Genomic DNA, 14,611 nt, shown 5'->3' on the forward strand with positions numbered 1-14,611 from the left:
AGCTCAGCCAGCTGCTCCCTGGCCGGCGAATGTCAGCCGGTCTGCCGCTCCCCGGCAGAGGAACGCGCGCACTGAGGCAACAGCGGACAAGCGGAAGTCCCCTCTGCCCGTCGCGGAGGCGGGGCCGCCGGTCGGGCGTGTAGATAATCGTCGCTGTGGGTGCGGTGGGGTCGGAACTGGGGCGGCGGATTGTGGCGCTGCGCCTGGCCCGCGGCATGTCTCAGGAACAACTCGCCGAAAAGACCGGCCTCGCACTCCGCACCATCGGGGACATCGAACGCGGCATCACGCGCCGCCCGCATCGGGAGACGTTGCGGGTTCTGTTCGACGGGCTCGGGCCCGAGGCCTCCGAACGGGCCGAACTCTATGGCCTGGCCCGCAAGTCCGCCCCGCCGTCGACCCGGCGCGCGCCCTCCAAGCGGCCCGACCTCGCCGCCGCCGCGACTCCGCTGGTCGGGCGGGACGACGAATTGGCCCAGCTCGCCGATCTGGTGCTGGATGCGGGGGTCCGTCTCGTGTCCGTCGTCGGTGCGGGTGGGGTGGGTAAGAGCCGGCTCGCGCTGGAAGCCGGGTGGCGGCTGGCGGGACGGTTCGACCGGGTGGTGGGCGCCGATCTCAGCGTGCTGGACGACCCGGCCGACGTGCCGCAGGCGGTGGCCGATGCGGTGCGGTGCCGGGTGGCCGGCCGGGAACCGCTGGATGCCCTTGCCCAGCTGGTCGGGGATGGGCGGTGGCTGCTCGTGCTGGACAGCTTCGAGCATGTGGGCGGGGCCGCGCGATGGGTGGCCGACCTGCTCGGACGCTGTCATCGGCTGACTGTCCTGGCCACCAGCCGGTCGCCGTTGCGGCTGCGCGGTGAGCATGTGCAGCGCCTGCTGCCGCTGGCCGGGCCGCAGGCGGTGGAGCTTCTGGTGCAGCGGGTTTCGGCCGTACGGCTGGGTTTCCGGCTCACCGACAGCAACACCACCGCGGTGCGGGAGCTGTGCCGCCGGCTGGACGGACTGCCGCTGGCCATCGAGCTGGCGGCGGCGCAACTGGCCGTTCAGGAACCGGCGGACCTGCTGGCCGAGATCTCGGCGAAGCTGCCGGAGCTGGTCGGGGCGGCCGACATGCCCGACCGGCACCAGACGCTGCGCCTCACCGTCGAGTGGAGCACGGGCCGGCTCGACCAGCGGGAACGGCTGGTGCTGGGGGCGCTGGCGGTGTTCGTGGGCGGCGCTTCACCGGCCGATCTGGAGGCGGTGCTCAAGACCGTTTCCCACGTACGGGGCTCAGTGGCGCAACTGGCGGCGGACAGCCTCGTGTCACTGGTCGACCGGGACGGGACCGCCCGCATCACCATGTTGGACACCGTGCGTGAGGTTGCGGCGTCACAGGCTCCCGCCGTACGGGAATCTCATGCCCTTCATTTCCTTGATCTTCTGCGGTCCGGCAGTGAGCGCGTCGACGCCGAACGGGACAACGTCCGCGCCGCCGTGTGGTGGGCCGTCGCTCACCGGGCCGACGCGATCGACGTGGCTCTGGTGAAGGCGCTGACCGCCTTCCACGTGGCGCGGGCGCAGTTCAGCGACGCCCACCGGGTTCTCCTCAAGATCGCAGAGGCCACTTCCGGTTCCCTCGTACGGGCGTGGGCCGTCTACGGCGCAGCGGTGGCGGCCAACGAGTCGGGCCGGGCCGAGGAAGGGTTACGCCTCGCGGGCCGGTGCGCCGAACTGTTCACGGAACCGGCCGACGTCAGCGCCGCACTCACGGTGGCCGGCAACGCGCAGAAGTTCCTCGGCCGCTACCCGGAAGCCCAGGCCAGCCACCGGGACAGCCTCGACCTGGCCCGGGCCGCCGGTGACCGGCGACGGGTGACGATCTCGCTGAACAACCTGGGCACGCTGGCCCACGACCGCGGCGCGTACGACACCGCCCGCGCGCACTACCGGGACAGCCTGGCGATCAAGGACGAGCTCGGTGACCGGCGCGGCGCGGCGGTGACCCGGATGAACCTGGCCGGGGTCGAGAACGACCTGGGCGCGTACGAGTCGGCCCGCGCCCACCTGGTCACCGCGGTGGCCGCGTTCCGGGAGCTGAGCGACACGTCACCGACCGCGTACGCGCTGGGCATGCTGGCCGAGTCGCTGCTCGGCCTGGGGCGGGAGGAGGCCGAAGCGATCGCCGGCGAGGCGCTGGCCATGGCCCGCGAGGCCGAGTACCGGCCCGGCATCGGGCTCGCCCTGGCCCGCCTGGGTGACATCGCACTCGCCCGCAGCGAGTGGGACACGGCGGCGAAGCTTCTCGCCGAGGCGTTCGAGCACGCCAACGGGCGTCCGGAACAGGCCCGTACGTTGGACCGGCTCGCCGCCGCCCGCGCCTCGGCCGCCCCCGACGAGGCCCGTGACCTGCGACGACGCGCCGCCGAGCTGCGCGCCACCCACGACGTGCCGGTGCCTCCGGTCGACCACGACCTGCACGCCTTCCTGACCGGGAAGCTCGGGCCGGCAGAAAAGGTGGCAGATTCGCGGGGGTGAAGTTGCCGCAGACAGCGACCCGGCGGCGCCCCTAGTGTCGTGCGCGCTCAGTTCCCTCGATGAACGGAAACAGTGTGCGCAGCCTTCGTGTTGTGGCCGTCGCGGTGCTCGCCGCCCTGGTCCTGACCCCCACCGCCGCCCGCGCGGCACCACCGGCGTCCACCATCGTGGACGAACGGGCCCCCGGCAACCAGTGGATGGTCCGGGGTTACGCCTACGGCGACCTGTGGTGCTCGGGTACGGCCCTGAACCGCTGGTGGGTGCTCACCGTCATGGACTGCGTGGGGCCCGGCCCGAACAGCGAGATCGAAGCCGCCGGCCGGAGATTCCCGATCGCCTTCGGTGCCCGCCACGGCCAGATGTACCTGGTCCGGCTCTCCAGCCCGATCCCCGGCCTGCCGGACACGGTGCTTCCGCTGGCCCGGCAGAGCCCCGCGATCGGCACGCGGGTCTTCCGCTACAGCGGCAGCGACTCCCGTTTCTACCGGTCGAGCCCGGTCACCATCCTCGAGAACGCGTACGGCCGCGACCATCGCGACATCAATCTGATCACGTCGGGCGGCGACGGTCTGCCCTCGTTCCATGAGGGTGGCGCGGTGATCTGGGGCGGCGTCCTGGTCGGTGTCTCGTACTTCCTCACGCGAACCAACCCCGACGGCTCGTGGGACTACGACGGCCCGATCTCCGTCCTGGGTATCGCCGAGCACCGCCAGTGGATCGTCGACACGATGGCGGCCTATCCGCCTCTGATCGTCGACACCGGACAGTGCCCGATCTTCCTCTGCCGCTGATTCGACGTCTGGAGAACTCCTGTGCGCATCCTCCGTACCGCGATCGCGGTCATCCTGACCCTCGTCGCGCTCACCTTCGCCGCCGCTCCGGCCCTGGCTGCGGAGAACAGCCTGGTCGACACCACCATCCCGAGCCAGCGCTGGCTGGTCCGGGTCTGGAGCTGGGACCACTCGTTCGCCTGTTCCGGCGCCCTCATCACGCCGAGCTGGCTGCTCACCCGCGACGGCTGCCCGACCAACGGCGACATCGACGCGGGCGGGCAGATCCGCCGCGCCACGTTCACCGCTCTGCGCGGCAAGCTGCTGCTGGCCCGGCTCGACGCCCCCGTCACCGGATTCCCGTCGCGCACGCTGGCCACCCAGGACCCGGCCGTAGGCACGGACGCCTGGCGCTACGCCGGCGGCGACCGCCACTTGGACGAGTACGTGAGGCTGGCCACGCGCATCGACACCGACGCCGGCTTCCCCACCGCCGACATGATCGTCTCCGGCACCCCGGCCACCTTCGTCCGAGGCGACCAGGGCGGACCGGTCTTCGTCGGCGACACCATGGTCGGCATCACCGACTACGCGCTGCGCTGGACCGAGGACAACTACCTCGACGTCACCGGCCCGATCGGCGTGCTCAGCATCGCCCGCAACCGCCAGTGGCTCACCGACACGATGGCGGCCCACCCACCCCTGGTCATCAAGTACCCGCAGTGCCCGATCTTCCTGTGTAGCTGAGCCCGAGTTCCCTGGCCCGGCGGCGGGTCAGCAGGGTGCCGCTAACGGGGCAGCTCTACGAGGAGGCGCTGTGGTTCGCGGTCGCGCCGTTCCGGGCGCCACAGGTTGCTGCGAGCGGTTCGGGTGGCGACGACCGCCCAGGCGCTGACCAGCACGGCGAAGAGCACCACGGCCAGGGCGGTCAGCACCGGTGAACCCGTGCGGGTCGCGAGGCCGCCGGTGGCGGTGACGACCGTGCCGACCGGGAACGTGAAGCTCCACCAGGTCAGGGTGAACGGCAGGTCTTCCCGTACGGTGCGGACGGTGATCGCCGTGGCCAATGCGGCCCAGAAGAGGGCGAAACCCAGCGTCGGCACGCCGTACAGCAGCGCCACCATCTGAGCCCCGGTGGCGTACGGGTCGGGGAGAACGCCCTCGGCCGAGCGGCCCAGCAGGTGGAACGCGGTCACCGACTGGCCGAGCGGGCCCAGCACGATCCACAGGGTGGGGACCATCCGGGCCGCGCCGACCTGGTGCCGCACCAGGCGGGCCCAGATCTGGCTGATGACGATGACCGCGGCGAACAGGCTGATGCCGGCCAACGCGTAGCAGGCCAGCAGCAGGTCGCGGCCGAAGGGCACATGCGGGACCAGCAGCGCGCCGGTGGCGGCGGAGACCATCGGGGAGACCACGGGCATCAGCCAGCCACCGAACGCCGCGTCGGGGGCGGCGGCCAGGGTGGGGCGGGTCATCATCCGGTACGGGACGGCGACCGCGACGATCAGGCCCAGCAGCGTGCCGGCGGTCCACAGCACCAGGTCGGCCGCCACGGCGAACGAACCGGGGCCGAGCAACAGGGTGCCCGCGCCCACGGTCATCAGCGCCATCGGCGGGGCGCCCCAGAACTGCATCAGGACGGGGTCGTCCAGGTGGCTGGTCCCGCGGCGGACGGTGGCGGTGATGACCGCGACCAGCAGGGTGGCCGCCAGCAACCACATCGCGGTGGCGAACGTGTGCAGGCCGGGGAACTGCACGGGCAGCGTGGCGGCGGCGGTGGCGACGATCCCGGTGCCCATGACGGAGGCGAACCAGTTGGGTCCGAACATGTTTCCACCCTGCTCCGGGAAAGCCCAGGCCAGTAGGTGTCGATCTCGCCTGAGGTCATAACCTGTCCTTATGCCTCTGCCCCCTTTGACCGCCGACCTGACCGGCTTCGATCTGCTGCTCAGCGTCGCCCGGCTGGGCAGTGTGGGGCGGGCCGCGGCGGAGCACCGCATCTCGCAGCCGGCCGCCAGCAACCGCCTGCGTGAGCTCGAACGCCGGGTCGGGCTGACGCTGCTGCACCGCACCCCGCGCGGTTCGACGCTGACCGAGACCGGCGCCCTGGTCGCCGACTGGGCCCGCGCGGCGATCGACGCGGCCGACGCGCTGGCGGCGGGTCTGGCGGCGTTGCGGGCCACCCACGAGAGCCGGCTCACCGTCGCCGCCAGTCAGACCGTCGCCGAATATCTGCTGCCCGCGTGGCTGGTCGCGTTGCGCGCGGCCCACCCGGGGCTGGCCGTGACGTTGCAGGCCGCGAACTCGGCCGACGTCGCCGCCGCGGTGCTGGCCGGGCAGGTCGAACTGGGTTTCGTCGAGGGCCCCGACCTGCCGGCCGGCCTGCACGACGAGGTGGTGGCGACCGACCGGCTCGCCGTGGTGGTCGCGCCCGCGCATCCGTGGGCGCGGCGCCGCCGGTCGGTGACGGCGGCCGAGCTGGCGGCGACCCCGCTGGTGTCGCGCGAGTCCGGCTCGGGCACCCGGCGGGCGTTCGACCAGGCGCTCGGCGACCTGACCGCGGCCGCGCCGCTGCTCGAACTGTCGTCGACCACGGCGATCAAACACGCGGTGGCGGCGGGCTCGGGCGCGGCGGTGCTCAGCTCGCTGGCGGTGACCGCCGAACTGGCGGCCGGCACGCTGGTGGCCGTGCCGACCGCGGTCCCGTTGCAGCGCCGGCTGCGGGCCGTGTGGCGCACAGCCGACCAGCTGATCGGCCCGGCCCGCGACCTCTACGCCATCGCCCGCCGCGCATAAAGCCCGGACCCGCGCCCCCCTACGCCGTCACCCGCCGCGCATAAAGGCTGAGCCGGCGACCTCTGTGCCCTCGCCCGTCGCGCTCAAAGAGCATTACGGCGTGAGGTCGATGGCGGCCGCGAACGATCCGTCCATCAGGAACGGCACCGACTCGTGCTCGTGGACGACCAGCCACCGTCCGTCGATCCGGCGCAGCCCGAGCGTCACCCGGTACCAGAGAGTGAACGCGTCCGTCGTACCCCTGGGTGTCGCGCTCATCGAGTCGTAACTGGTCGCAAACGCCACATCGCCGTCGACGGTGATCTCCAGCTGGGTGACCTCGCGGCGCGGCGGCGCCTCGAACGTGGCCAGCCACCGCTCGGTCGGCGCCGGGTCGTTGCCGTCGACCCGTGAGCCCAGCGGCGGCGCCAGGTCGAACGTGCGCACCTCGTCGGCCGAGTAGGACAGGAAGGCCTTCACGTCGCCCTCGCTCAGCCGCGCCGCCCGCGCCTCGATCACCTCTCGGATGTCCTGCATGACGAGCACCTCCTTTTGTAAGAACTTGTGCCCGGGACGTCGAAGCCGAGGCCGCGGCTTCGACATCAGGATGAGCCGGAAAATCACGATGAGCCGAGAAGAAGGAGACGCCATGAAATACCTGATCCTGATCCAGTCGAACGAGCGCAGCCTCGCGGCCTGGGACAAGATGACCGATGACGAGCAGATGGAGTTCGGCCGCGGCCACCTCCAACTGAGCGCCGAGATGGGCGAGGCGGGTGTGCTCGTGGCCTCCGAGGGGCTGGCCGACCCGGCGCTGGCCCGCTGGGTGGCGGTCCGCGACGGCGAGCGGATCGTCTCCGACGGCCCGTTCGCCGAGGTCAAGGAGCACCTGGCCGGCTTCTACCTGATCGACGTGGCCGACGAGAAGGACGCGCTGGCGTGGGCGGCCAAGGTTCCCGACGCGGCCACCATCGGTGTCGAGGTGCGCCCGATCCTGGACATGAGCGGGTGGGAGTTCTGACACCGGTCGAGGAGGTTCTGCGCACCGCCGCGCCGCAGGTCCTGGGGGCGGTGGTGCGTCGTTACGGCGATTTCGACGCGAGCGAGGACGCCGTTCAGGAGGCGCTGCTCGCGGCGGCCCGGCAGTGGCCGTCGGAGGGCGTTCCGGACAATCCGCGCGCGTGGCTGATCCGAGTGGCGTCGCGTCGCCGGATCGAGCTGGCGCGCAACGAGGAGGCCCGGCGTCGGCGCGAGGCGCTGCCGCCCGATCCGGTTCCCGACGTACGGGGTGACGACGAGCTCACGCTGCTCCTGCTCTGCTGCCACCCGGCGCTGACACCGATCTCGCAGGTGGCGTTGACGTTGCGTGCCGTGGGCGGCCTGAGCACCGCCGAGATCGCCCGGGCGCTGCTCGTGCCGGAGAGCACCGTGGGTCAGCGCATCAGCCGGGCGAAGAGGAAGATCCGGGAGGCCGGAGCCCGCTTCGTCCTGCCGAGCGACACGGAAATGACGGCACTGCTTCCCGCCGTACGGCAAACGCTGTATTTGATCTTCAATGAGGGCTCGACCGCGAGCTCGGGCTCGTCGCTGCACCGGGTGGAGCTGAGCGCCGAGGCGATCCGGCTTACCCGGCAGCTGCACGCCCGGCTGCCGCACGACGGCGAGGTGTCCGGCCTGCTCGCGCTGATGCTGCTCACCGACGCGCGCCGCCCGGCCCGCACCCGCCCCGACGGCGCTCTGGTGCCGCTGGCTGAGCAGGACCGCACGCTCTGGAACCGCGCGGAGATCGACGAGGGGGTACGGATCGTCACCGCCGCGCTGCGTGACACCGCCGTCGGCCCGTTCCAGGTGCAGGCCGCGATCACCGCCGTGCACGACGAGGCGGAGCGGGCCGAGGAGACCGACTGGCCGCAGATCCTGCAGCTCTACCGCCTGCTGCACTCGCTCGCGCCCGGCCCGATGGTCACGCTGAACCGGATCGTGGCGCTCGCCGAGATGGACGGCCCGCTGGTGGGCCTGCGCGCCCTGGACGAGGCGGCCGCCGACCCGGCTCTGGCCGATCATCACCGGGTCGCCGCGGTGCGGGCCCACCTGCTCGAACGTGCCGGCGACCTCGCACGTGCGCGCGAGGAGTATCTGTGGGCGTCCCGGCTGACGCTGAGCCTGCCCGAGCGCCGCTACCTGGAGTCACGGGCCACGCGCCTACGTTGAGATCAGCGCCCGCAGCAGCGTGACGCAGTCTCCGGCGGTCTCGTCGGGACGGAAGGTCAGCGTCTCCGGCCAGGAACGACCAGCGGAGACCCATCCCGTACGCAGGCCGGCCGCGCGACCACCGCCGATGTCGTACTCGGCGTGGTCACCGACCATCCACCCGCCCTCGGACAGATTCCGGCCGACCGCGGCGGCGGCCAGTTCGAAGATCCGGCGCTCCGGTTTACGCACGCCGGCCCCCTCGGACACGATCCAGCCCGCCACCAGACCGTCCAGGCCGGTCCGGCGCAGCTTGGCCTCCTGCTGGGCCACCGTGCCATTCGTGACGACCACCGGCACGAACCCGGCCGCCGTCACCGCGGTCAGCGCCGCCGCGACCCGCGGGTCCGGTTGGAGCTGCTCGACCAGGCCGGCCCGCAGTTCAACGAGCACGTCGGCGGCGTCCAGGCGGTAGCGCGACGCGATCACCGCGGCGAGATCCTCGCGGCGCCGATAGCCGTCTTGATCTTCGGTGACCAGCCACGGCACCTCGGACTCGCCGAAGCGGGCATGTGCCCAGGCCTTGAAGGCGGCTGTGCGGTCGATAAGAGTGTTGTCCAGATCGACGAGCAGCAACATCCGTCGATCTTGTCAGAGCTCTCGCGGGTCAAGGAGGACGTCGTGCTGACATTCACGAACGCGGCCGAACAGGCGGCTTGGACCATGGCGGAAGCCCTTTGCGAGAAGGCCTTCATCGCCATGAAGCACGCCGAGGAGGCCCAGGAGGTGTTCCGGAAGGGCCGGATGGCGATGCGCCGCCAGTTCAAGGCCCGCGGCCTCTCCGAGATCGACGCGAGTATCCGCTGGAAGAGCACGTCCCAGGCGCAGGCGGCGCTGGCCGACCACGAGTTCTACATGCAGGAGGCGTCGATGTACAACGAGGCGGCCTCGGCGCAGTATGCGAAGGCGCTGTATCTCAGGGGTCGTTAGGCGCGGCGCCGCGAGATCTCGGAGGTCGTCAGGCGGCGCGGTGGCGCAGCGTCGCGACTGTCGAGCCGGCCAGCGCCAGCAGGCAGTCGGGCAGCTGGCCGTCGGCGATCGCGGCGCCGAACAGCGCCTCGCCGGTCGGGATGTCACCGTTGACGTACGCGCTGACGAACCGCGCCACCCAGCGCTTGTCGTACCGCGCGTCGTCGATGCCGGGGAAGTCGAGCGTCCACGCGCCGCCCGAGGGCACCTGCCCGACCATCGTGGCGGCCAGGCACCAGGCGACGTCATAGGCCCCGACAATGCCCGAACGGTCGACCACCGAGTCGAACGTGCCGACCACCGCGTCACTGTCGCCGCTCAGCGCACTCTGGAGCACGAGTGCCGCGTCGTCGATAGCGTGCTGTGGTACCTCGGTCACGACAAAGAAGGTACGTGGGGTGGTCAAGGTTCGCGCGGTGGGGCGTGAAATCTAAGCCCCACGAAGCAAACAGGTGATGCGCGCGGTGCAGACCCGCTCGCCGCTGTCGTCGGTGATGACGATTTCGTACGTGGCCATCGTGCGGCCCCGGTGCACCGGCGTGGCGACACCGGTGACAACGCCGGAACGAGCCGCCTTGTGGTGGGTGGCGTTGATGTCGACGCCCACCGCGAACGGCCGGTCGACGCTCTGGCCGTGCATGACCGCTCCCACCGAGCCCAGCGTCTCGGCCAGCACGCAGGAGGCGCCACCATGAAGCAGCCCGTACGGCTGGGTGTTGCCCTCGACCGGCATGGTGCCCACGACCCGCTCGGCCGAGGCCTCGGTCAGCTGGATGCCCATGCGCGAGCCCAGCGATCCGCCGCCACCGGTGGTGAAGAGGTCTTGCACGCTGTCGGCCGCTATGTCCATTCGATGAACGTTACCGGCGAGGCCCGGCTCGCGGTCCTGTGACTTGGGCCCTACTCTTCCCTGCGACCGTGTTCGCAAGGCCCGTTCGACCCGGCCGGCTGCTCGCCGGTCGACGAGCGCACCAACCGCAATGCAGGGAGGCCCGCATGACCGAGCCCCAGGAGACCGTCGAGACGCGTGGCAACGAGCGCGTCGACCTCATCGCGCAGGACTCCAGCGGTGATGGCAAGCCCGACGTCTGGGTGTCCGACACCGACGGGGACGGCAAGCCCGACCTGTTCCAGTTCGACACCGATGGCGACGGCAAGGTCGACATCACCATGGTCGACCTCGACCAGGACGGCAACCCGGACACGATCGTCGACGGCGACGGCGGACACCCGCCGGCGGTCTGACCTCAGGCCCCGCCGAGGGCACTGAGCGCGACCCAGAGAACGGCGATCGCCACGGCCGTGGTGGCGACCGTCGAGGCCCGGTGCCGCCACGAGACCGGGCCCGCGACCGCCTCGGGATGCCCGAGCCGGAGCAGCACCGCGCGCTGTTCCCGGACGGCCGCCTCCCGCGAGGCGGCCGCTTCCGGGTCGGCCCGGCTGAGCTCGACCGCCAGCCGGGCCTGCGCGCGCTGCAACCGCCGTACGGCCGTGGAGGCTGCTCGCCCGGCCTCGGCCCGCGCGAGCCGGCGTGCCGCCGCCCGCCGTGACCCCGAACCCAGCACCGCGAGTTCGCCCGGCGTGATCAGCCGCGGGTCGGCGAGGGTCGCGAGCCGCTCCACGTAGTAGTCCGCCTCGCGGTCGTGCACCCGCCGCACCAGCAGCAGGATCAGCAGCAGCGGCGGCAAGCCTTTGATCAGCAGGACGCCGAGCAGCGCCAGGGCTCCGTTGCCGAGCCCGTCGATCAGCAGCGGCGAGTTCCAGAGCACGTGCGAGGCCCACGCCCCGATGACGGCCAGCACCGCCACCGCGACCCGGTGCGGGCGTCCACTTTCCCGGCTGACCACCAGATAGCCGATGCCGGCCCCGGCCAGCGCACCGAAGAGGGTGTGGCTCCAGACGCCGGCCAGGAACCCGCGCAGCAGAAACGTCGCGATCACCGGCTGCACCTGGTCGCCCTGCCCGGCCAGCGCGACCGCACCGACGGCGAACACGATGTCCTCGGCGATCTGGAAGCCGAGGCCGACCATGGCGCCGTAGACGACCCCGTCGAGCACGCTGTTGACCTGGGCCCGGGCGATCAGCACGATCGCCACCACGCCCAGGGTCTTGGCGATCTCCTCGACCGTGGGCCCGGCGAGCGCGGCGCCCCAGTCGGCGGCCAGGGTGGGCGAGCCCAGCTTGGCCACCAGGTTGTCCAGGGCGACGCCACCCGGGATCGAGACGGTGGTGGCGACCAGGCCGCCCCACGCGAACGCCAGCACGAGCAGTTCGGCCGGTTCCGGTTCGATGAAGTCGAGCTCCGCGACGAACCACCAGAACGGCACGGCGAGCAGCGCGAACAGCAGGACCGCGGTGGCGGTCGCTTTCGGGTACGCGGTGAGGAAGTGCCCGGTCATCTGGGCCATCCGCACGGTGCCGGCGACCAGCAGCGTCAGCACCACCCAGAAGGCCGGCACACGCACCAGGGCGGACAGGCGCGACCGGCGGGCGGGCCGCACCACCGAGGTGGTCACTGCGGCTCCCCCGCCCGTCGCAGGGTGCGTGTGCTCGCCTCGATCTGCGGCAGGCTGCGGCCCAGATCGAGATCGTTGCCACTGATCGTCACCTCGATGGTGTGACCGTCGGCGACGAAGACCGCGTACCGTCCGCCGCGGCCCGGTGCCGTGTATCCGCCCTGCAACCCGGCCAGCCCGCCGGCCGTACTCACCTCGAGCTGGACCCCGGTGACCTGGTAGCCGGTGGTGTCGACGATGCGCTGGCGCAACCGTTCGGCGGCCGCGTCGAGGTCACCGTCGAACGGCCGCACGACGATCGCGTAGCGCACCGGCCCGAGCCGGAACAGCACCGTGCCCTCACCGTCGCCGGGGCGGGTTCCCGTCACGTCCAGGGCCGCGCCGGCCGGCGGCACGACGGTCACCCCGGCCCCGATCAGATAGGGCTCGTCGGTGCGGACCGCGCGTTCGGAGGAGAGCGACCGGTCGATCGCGGGAAGGCCGAACGCCAGCCCGGCGAGGCTCGCGGCGACCCCGAGCGCACCGAGGAGATTCATCAGCTGACGCCGGGTGATCCTCGCCATGCCCCAACGCTAACGGCGTGTGCGGACACCCGTGACGTACGGCCATTGTGGAGCATCGATCAACCAGGGAAATTACGGATTTGTCGGTTCTAGCGTGAGATACCCGGGAGGGACGTCGGCGGTCAGCCAGACCCCGTTCGCGCTGCGGTGGAACACGTGGCCGCCGGACGCCATCTCGCCCGCGGCCACCCGCAGCACCACCACATCGGAGGAACGGCGCCGGCCCACGGTCAGGGCGGTTGCCACGTCCGGCGACAGGTGCACGTGGTGCCGGCTGCGCGGCCGCAGCCCCTCGCGCAAGATCGGGCCGAGGTTGCCGCGCGGCGTGCCGTGGAAGAGCACCGCCGGCGGTCCCTCGGACGGCAGACCGAGGTCGACCTCGACCCGGCGGGAGTGGCCCTGACTGGCCCGGATCCAGTCGGCGCCGTTGTCGCGACGGGCGATCGCGAAGCGGGACTTGTCGTTGCGCTCGACGATGAGGTCGAGCTCGGCCCGGGTGATGCCCAGCGCGGCCAGCAGGTCGGCGACCGGCACCCAGCCGTTCGCGTCCAGCGTCAACCCGGCCGACTCGGGCCGGTGCCGCAACAGCAGGGAGATGCGGCGGCTCATCCGCACCTGGTCGCGGCTCAGCCCGGTCACTCCACCAGCTCCATGACGGCCAGATAGTAGGGCCGGTCCTGCTCGTCGACCGATCGCAACCGCCACCGCGTGCCCTCGATCAGCGCCTCCAGCTCGGCCGCGGAGCAGTTCAGATAGTCGAACCACTCGGTGGCGAGCAGGCGGTAGCGCAGCCGCAGCCGCAACTGCCCACCCAGGCGGCCGCGCTCGCGGTTGAACTGGTGATAGCTCACGTGCACGGGATCGGTGGTGCCGTACGGATCGGTGCCCTGCGCGATGATGCGGGCGCCGGGGTTGGCCAGCCGGGCCAGCGCGTCGAGCACGACCGGCGCCCGTTCCGGACCGCCGAGCAGGCCCAGGTTGTTGCCGAGCAGCAGGAACGTGTCGTAGCGGGCGCTGGCCGCGGCGTACGCGTCGATGGTCGCGACGACGGTGTCGAGCAGGCCGCGCCGGCGGGCGATCTCGATGGCGCCGGCCGAGGTGTCGAGGCCGGTCACCGCCATGCCGCGGCGCTGGAGTTCGAGGGCGTGGCGGCCGGCGCCGACACCGATGTCGAGCACGTGGCCCCGGCAGAGTCGCAGGGCCCGGTGGTCGTGCGGCTGCCACTCGTCGGGTTCGCCCAGGTAGTGGTCGGCCGGGGCGCCGTTGATCAGGCCGTCGTCGCGCTCGATGACCTCGATGACCGGGCGCGGCACCCGGCCGCCGGCCAGGGGCCGGGGCCCGACGCCGGTGCGCACGGCGTACGCGTCCCGGATCATCTCGCCGAACACGTCGCCTATCGGTGGCTGCTGCATGGTCACTACCCTTGGCGCATGACCGCGCTGAGGCAACTCGGTTCCGAGAAGTACGTCCTGCTGACGACGTTCCGCAAGGACGGCCGGGCCGTGGCGACCCCCGTCTGGGTGCTCCCCGCCGATTCCGGCGTCGCGATCTGGACGGAAAGCAAGTCGTTCAAGGTCAAGCGGGTCCGCAACGACCCGCGGGTCACGCTGGCCGCCTGCGACATCCGCGGCAACGTGCGCGGCGAGACGGCCGAGGGCCGGGCCCGCATCGCCGACGACGCCGAGCGTGAGCACTTCGCCGGGGTGCTCGGCCGCAAATACAAGATCGCGGGTCTGGCCGGGATGCTCCGCTACAAGCTCCTGGGTCAGCGCGACCGGATCACCGTGATTCGCATCGATCCGGCATAAATCGCCCGGCACCAGATGCGAAGAAGGGGCGATCGCCTTCCCCGACGCTCGCCCCTTGCAACGATCTTTCGCTTCGACCGAGGTTCGTCAGTCACCCTGGCGCTGCGTGGGGATCTGCCCCTGCAGCAGGGCGCGAACCTCCGACTCCCGGTAACGACGGTGGCCGCCCAGAGTGCGAATCGCACTCAGCTTGCCCGCCTTCGCCCACCGGGTGACGGTCTTCGGGTCGACACGGAACATCGACGCCACCTCGGCCGGCGTTAGTAGCGGCTCAGGATCGTGCGTACGCGATGCCATCGGTCACTCCTCCACAGGTACCTATAGACAACGGCCGGGGTCCCGCCGGCCGGTGCGTCTCTCATGGTCCGGCTAGTCCCCGATGTCCGACATGGGCCGAACGGACGAAGGTCCCCAGATAGACGGATGAAGCATGCCCGATTT

The 14,611-nt window shown here is 71.6% G+C and carries 19 protein-coding genes; 9 read left to right on the plus strand and 10 right to left on the minus strand.

Features of this window, described 5'->3' with window-relative positions:
* Window positions 1–155: 155 nt before the first annotated feature.
* From JIG36_RS14190 to JIG36_RS14200, 3 genes are read left to right on the plus strand one after another with little or no spacing between them, the layout of a single operon-like run.
* Window positions 156–2,516 (plus strand): ATP-binding protein, encoded by a 2,361-nt coding sequence (locus JIG36_RS14190; RefSeq protein ID WP_203376755.1) that lies wholly within the window; start codon window positions 156–158, stop codon window positions 2,514–2,516.
* Window positions 2,517–2,575: 59 nt separating this feature from the next.
* Window positions 2,576–3,307 carry a hypothetical protein gene (locus JIG36_RS14195; protein WP_203376757.1) on the plus strand — a complete coding sequence of 244 codons (732 nt, stop codon included), beginning with the start codon at window positions 2,576–2,578 and terminating at the stop codon, window positions 3,305–3,307.
* 21 nt (window positions 3,308–3,328) lie between these two features.
* Window positions 3,329–4,033, plus strand: a complete 705-nt coding sequence (locus JIG36_RS14200) for a hypothetical protein (protein WP_203376759.1) — start codon at window positions 3,329–3,331, stop codon at window positions 4,031–4,033.
* Between the two features lie 41 nt (window positions 4,034–4,074).
* Here the strand turns inward: JIG36_RS14200 and JIG36_RS14205 are convergent, their stop codons facing one another.
* Window positions 4,075–5,118 carry a TDT family transporter gene (locus tag JIG36_RS14205; RefSeq protein ID WP_203376761.1) on the minus strand — a complete coding sequence of 348 codons (1,044 nt, stop codon included), beginning with the start codon at window positions 5,116–5,118 and terminating at the stop codon, window positions 4,075–4,077.
* Window positions 5,119–5,188: 70 nt separating this feature from the next.
* Here JIG36_RS14205 and JIG36_RS14210 point away from each other — a divergent pair, with 70 nt between their 5' ends.
* Window positions 5,189–6,085, plus strand: coding sequence for a LysR family transcriptional regulator (locus JIG36_RS14210; RefSeq protein ID WP_203376763.1), 897 nt, complete (start codon window positions 5,189–5,191; stop codon window positions 6,083–6,085).
* 93 nt (window positions 6,086–6,178) lie between these two features.
* Here JIG36_RS14210 and JIG36_RS14215 read toward each other — a convergent pair whose 3' ends face one another.
* The gene (locus JIG36_RS14215) at window positions 6,179–6,601 is read right to left on the minus strand and encodes a YybH family protein (protein WP_203376765.1); all 423 of its coding nucleotides are present in this window, start codon (window positions 6,599–6,601) and stop codon (window positions 6,179–6,181) included.
* A 112-nt stretch (window positions 6,602–6,713) separates the two neighbouring features.
* Here JIG36_RS14215 and JIG36_RS14220 point away from each other — a divergent pair, with 112 nt between their 5' ends.
* Window positions 6,714–7,085: a YciI family protein gene (locus JIG36_RS14220; RefSeq protein WP_203376767.1), complete on the plus strand. Its 372-nt coding sequence runs from the start codon at window positions 6,714–6,716 to the stop codon at window positions 7,083–7,085.
* Window positions 7,073–8,275, plus strand: coding sequence for an RNA polymerase sigma factor (locus tag JIG36_RS14225; RefSeq protein ID WP_203376769.1), 1,203 nt, complete (start codon window positions 7,073–7,075; stop codon window positions 8,273–8,275). The genes JIG36_RS14220 and JIG36_RS14225 overlap by 13 nt, the downstream gene beginning before the upstream one ends.
* Here the strand turns inward: JIG36_RS14225 and JIG36_RS14230 are convergent.
* A complete protein-coding gene (locus JIG36_RS14230) occupies window positions 8,267–8,893 on the minus strand; it encodes an HAD family hydrolase (RefSeq protein WP_203376771.1) in 627 nt (208 codons plus the stop codon). The two genes, JIG36_RS14225 and JIG36_RS14230, sit on opposite strands and share 9 nt — an antisense overlap.
* Before the next feature lie 42 nt (window positions 8,894–8,935).
* On the opposite strand from JIG36_RS14230, the gene JIG36_RS14235 reads away from it, so the two are divergent.
* On the plus strand, window positions 8,936–9,244 hold the full coding sequence (locus JIG36_RS14235) for a hypothetical protein (RefSeq protein WP_203376773.1): 309 nt from the start codon (window positions 8,936–8,938) through the stop codon (window positions 9,242–9,244).
* A 28-nt stretch (window positions 9,245–9,272) separates the two neighbouring features.
* On the opposite strand, the gene JIG36_RS14240 is transcribed toward JIG36_RS14235, so the two are convergent.
* A complete protein-coding gene (locus JIG36_RS14240; protein WP_127505369.1) occupies window positions 9,273–9,662 on the minus strand; it encodes a hypothetical protein in 390 nt (129 codons plus the stop codon).
* Window positions 9,663–9,713: 51 nt separating this feature from the next.
* Window positions 9,714–10,133, minus strand: a complete 420-nt coding sequence (locus JIG36_RS14245; RefSeq protein ID WP_203376775.1) for a PaaI family thioesterase — start codon at window positions 10,131–10,133, stop codon at window positions 9,714–9,716.
* 146 nt (window positions 10,134–10,279) lie between these two features.
* Here JIG36_RS14245 and JIG36_RS14250 point away from each other — a divergent pair, with 146 nt between their 5' ends.
* The gene (locus JIG36_RS14250; protein ID WP_203376777.1) at window positions 10,280–10,528 is read left to right on the plus strand and encodes a hypothetical protein; all 249 of its coding nucleotides are present in this window, start codon (window positions 10,280–10,282) and stop codon (window positions 10,526–10,528) included.
* 2 nt (window positions 10,529–10,530) lie between these two features.
* On the opposite strand, the gene JIG36_RS14255 is transcribed toward JIG36_RS14250, so the two are convergent.
* The 4 genes from JIG36_RS14255 to JIG36_RS14270 form a co-directional block, all read right to left on the minus strand.
* Window positions 10,531–11,799 (minus strand): PrsW family intramembrane metalloprotease, encoded by a 1,269-nt coding sequence (locus JIG36_RS14255; RefSeq protein WP_307872712.1) that lies wholly within the window; start codon window positions 11,797–11,799, stop codon window positions 10,531–10,533.
* Window positions 11,796–12,362, minus strand: coding sequence for a hypothetical protein (locus JIG36_RS14260; protein ID WP_203376779.1), 567 nt, complete (start codon window positions 12,360–12,362; stop codon window positions 11,796–11,798). The genes JIG36_RS14255 and JIG36_RS14260 overlap by 4 nt, the downstream gene beginning before the upstream one ends.
* Window positions 12,363–12,434: 72 nt before the next feature.
* A complete protein-coding gene (locus JIG36_RS14265; protein ID WP_307872713.1) occupies window positions 12,435–13,001 on the minus strand; it encodes an RNA 2'-phosphotransferase in 567 nt (188 codons plus the stop codon).
* Window positions 12,998–13,774, minus strand: coding sequence for a class I SAM-dependent methyltransferase (locus JIG36_RS14270; protein ID WP_203376781.1), 777 nt, complete (start codon window positions 13,772–13,774; stop codon window positions 12,998–13,000). The genes JIG36_RS14265 and JIG36_RS14270 overlap by 4 nt, the downstream gene beginning before the upstream one ends.
* 18 nt (window positions 13,775–13,792) lie before the next feature.
* Between JIG36_RS14270 and JIG36_RS14275 the strand changes: the two genes are divergently transcribed.
* Window positions 13,793–14,170: a PPOX class F420-dependent oxidoreductase gene (locus JIG36_RS14275; protein ID WP_203376782.1), complete on the plus strand. Its 378-nt coding sequence runs from the start codon at window positions 13,793–13,795 to the stop codon at window positions 14,168–14,170.
* 87 nt (window positions 14,171–14,257) lie between these two features.
* Here the strand turns inward: JIG36_RS14275 and JIG36_RS14280 are convergent, their stop codons facing one another.
* Window positions 14,258–14,467, minus strand: a complete 210-nt coding sequence (locus JIG36_RS14280) for a BldC family transcriptional regulator (protein WP_014687221.1) — start codon at window positions 14,465–14,467, stop codon at window positions 14,258–14,260.
* Window positions 14,468–14,611 lie beyond the last annotated feature (144 nt).

It is taken from the genome of Paractinoplanes ovalisporus (genome assembly GCF_016834655.1).
Taxonomy (GTDB): domain Bacteria; phylum Actinomycetota; class Actinomycetes; order Mycobacteriales; family Micromonosporaceae; genus Actinoplanes; species Actinoplanes ovalisporus.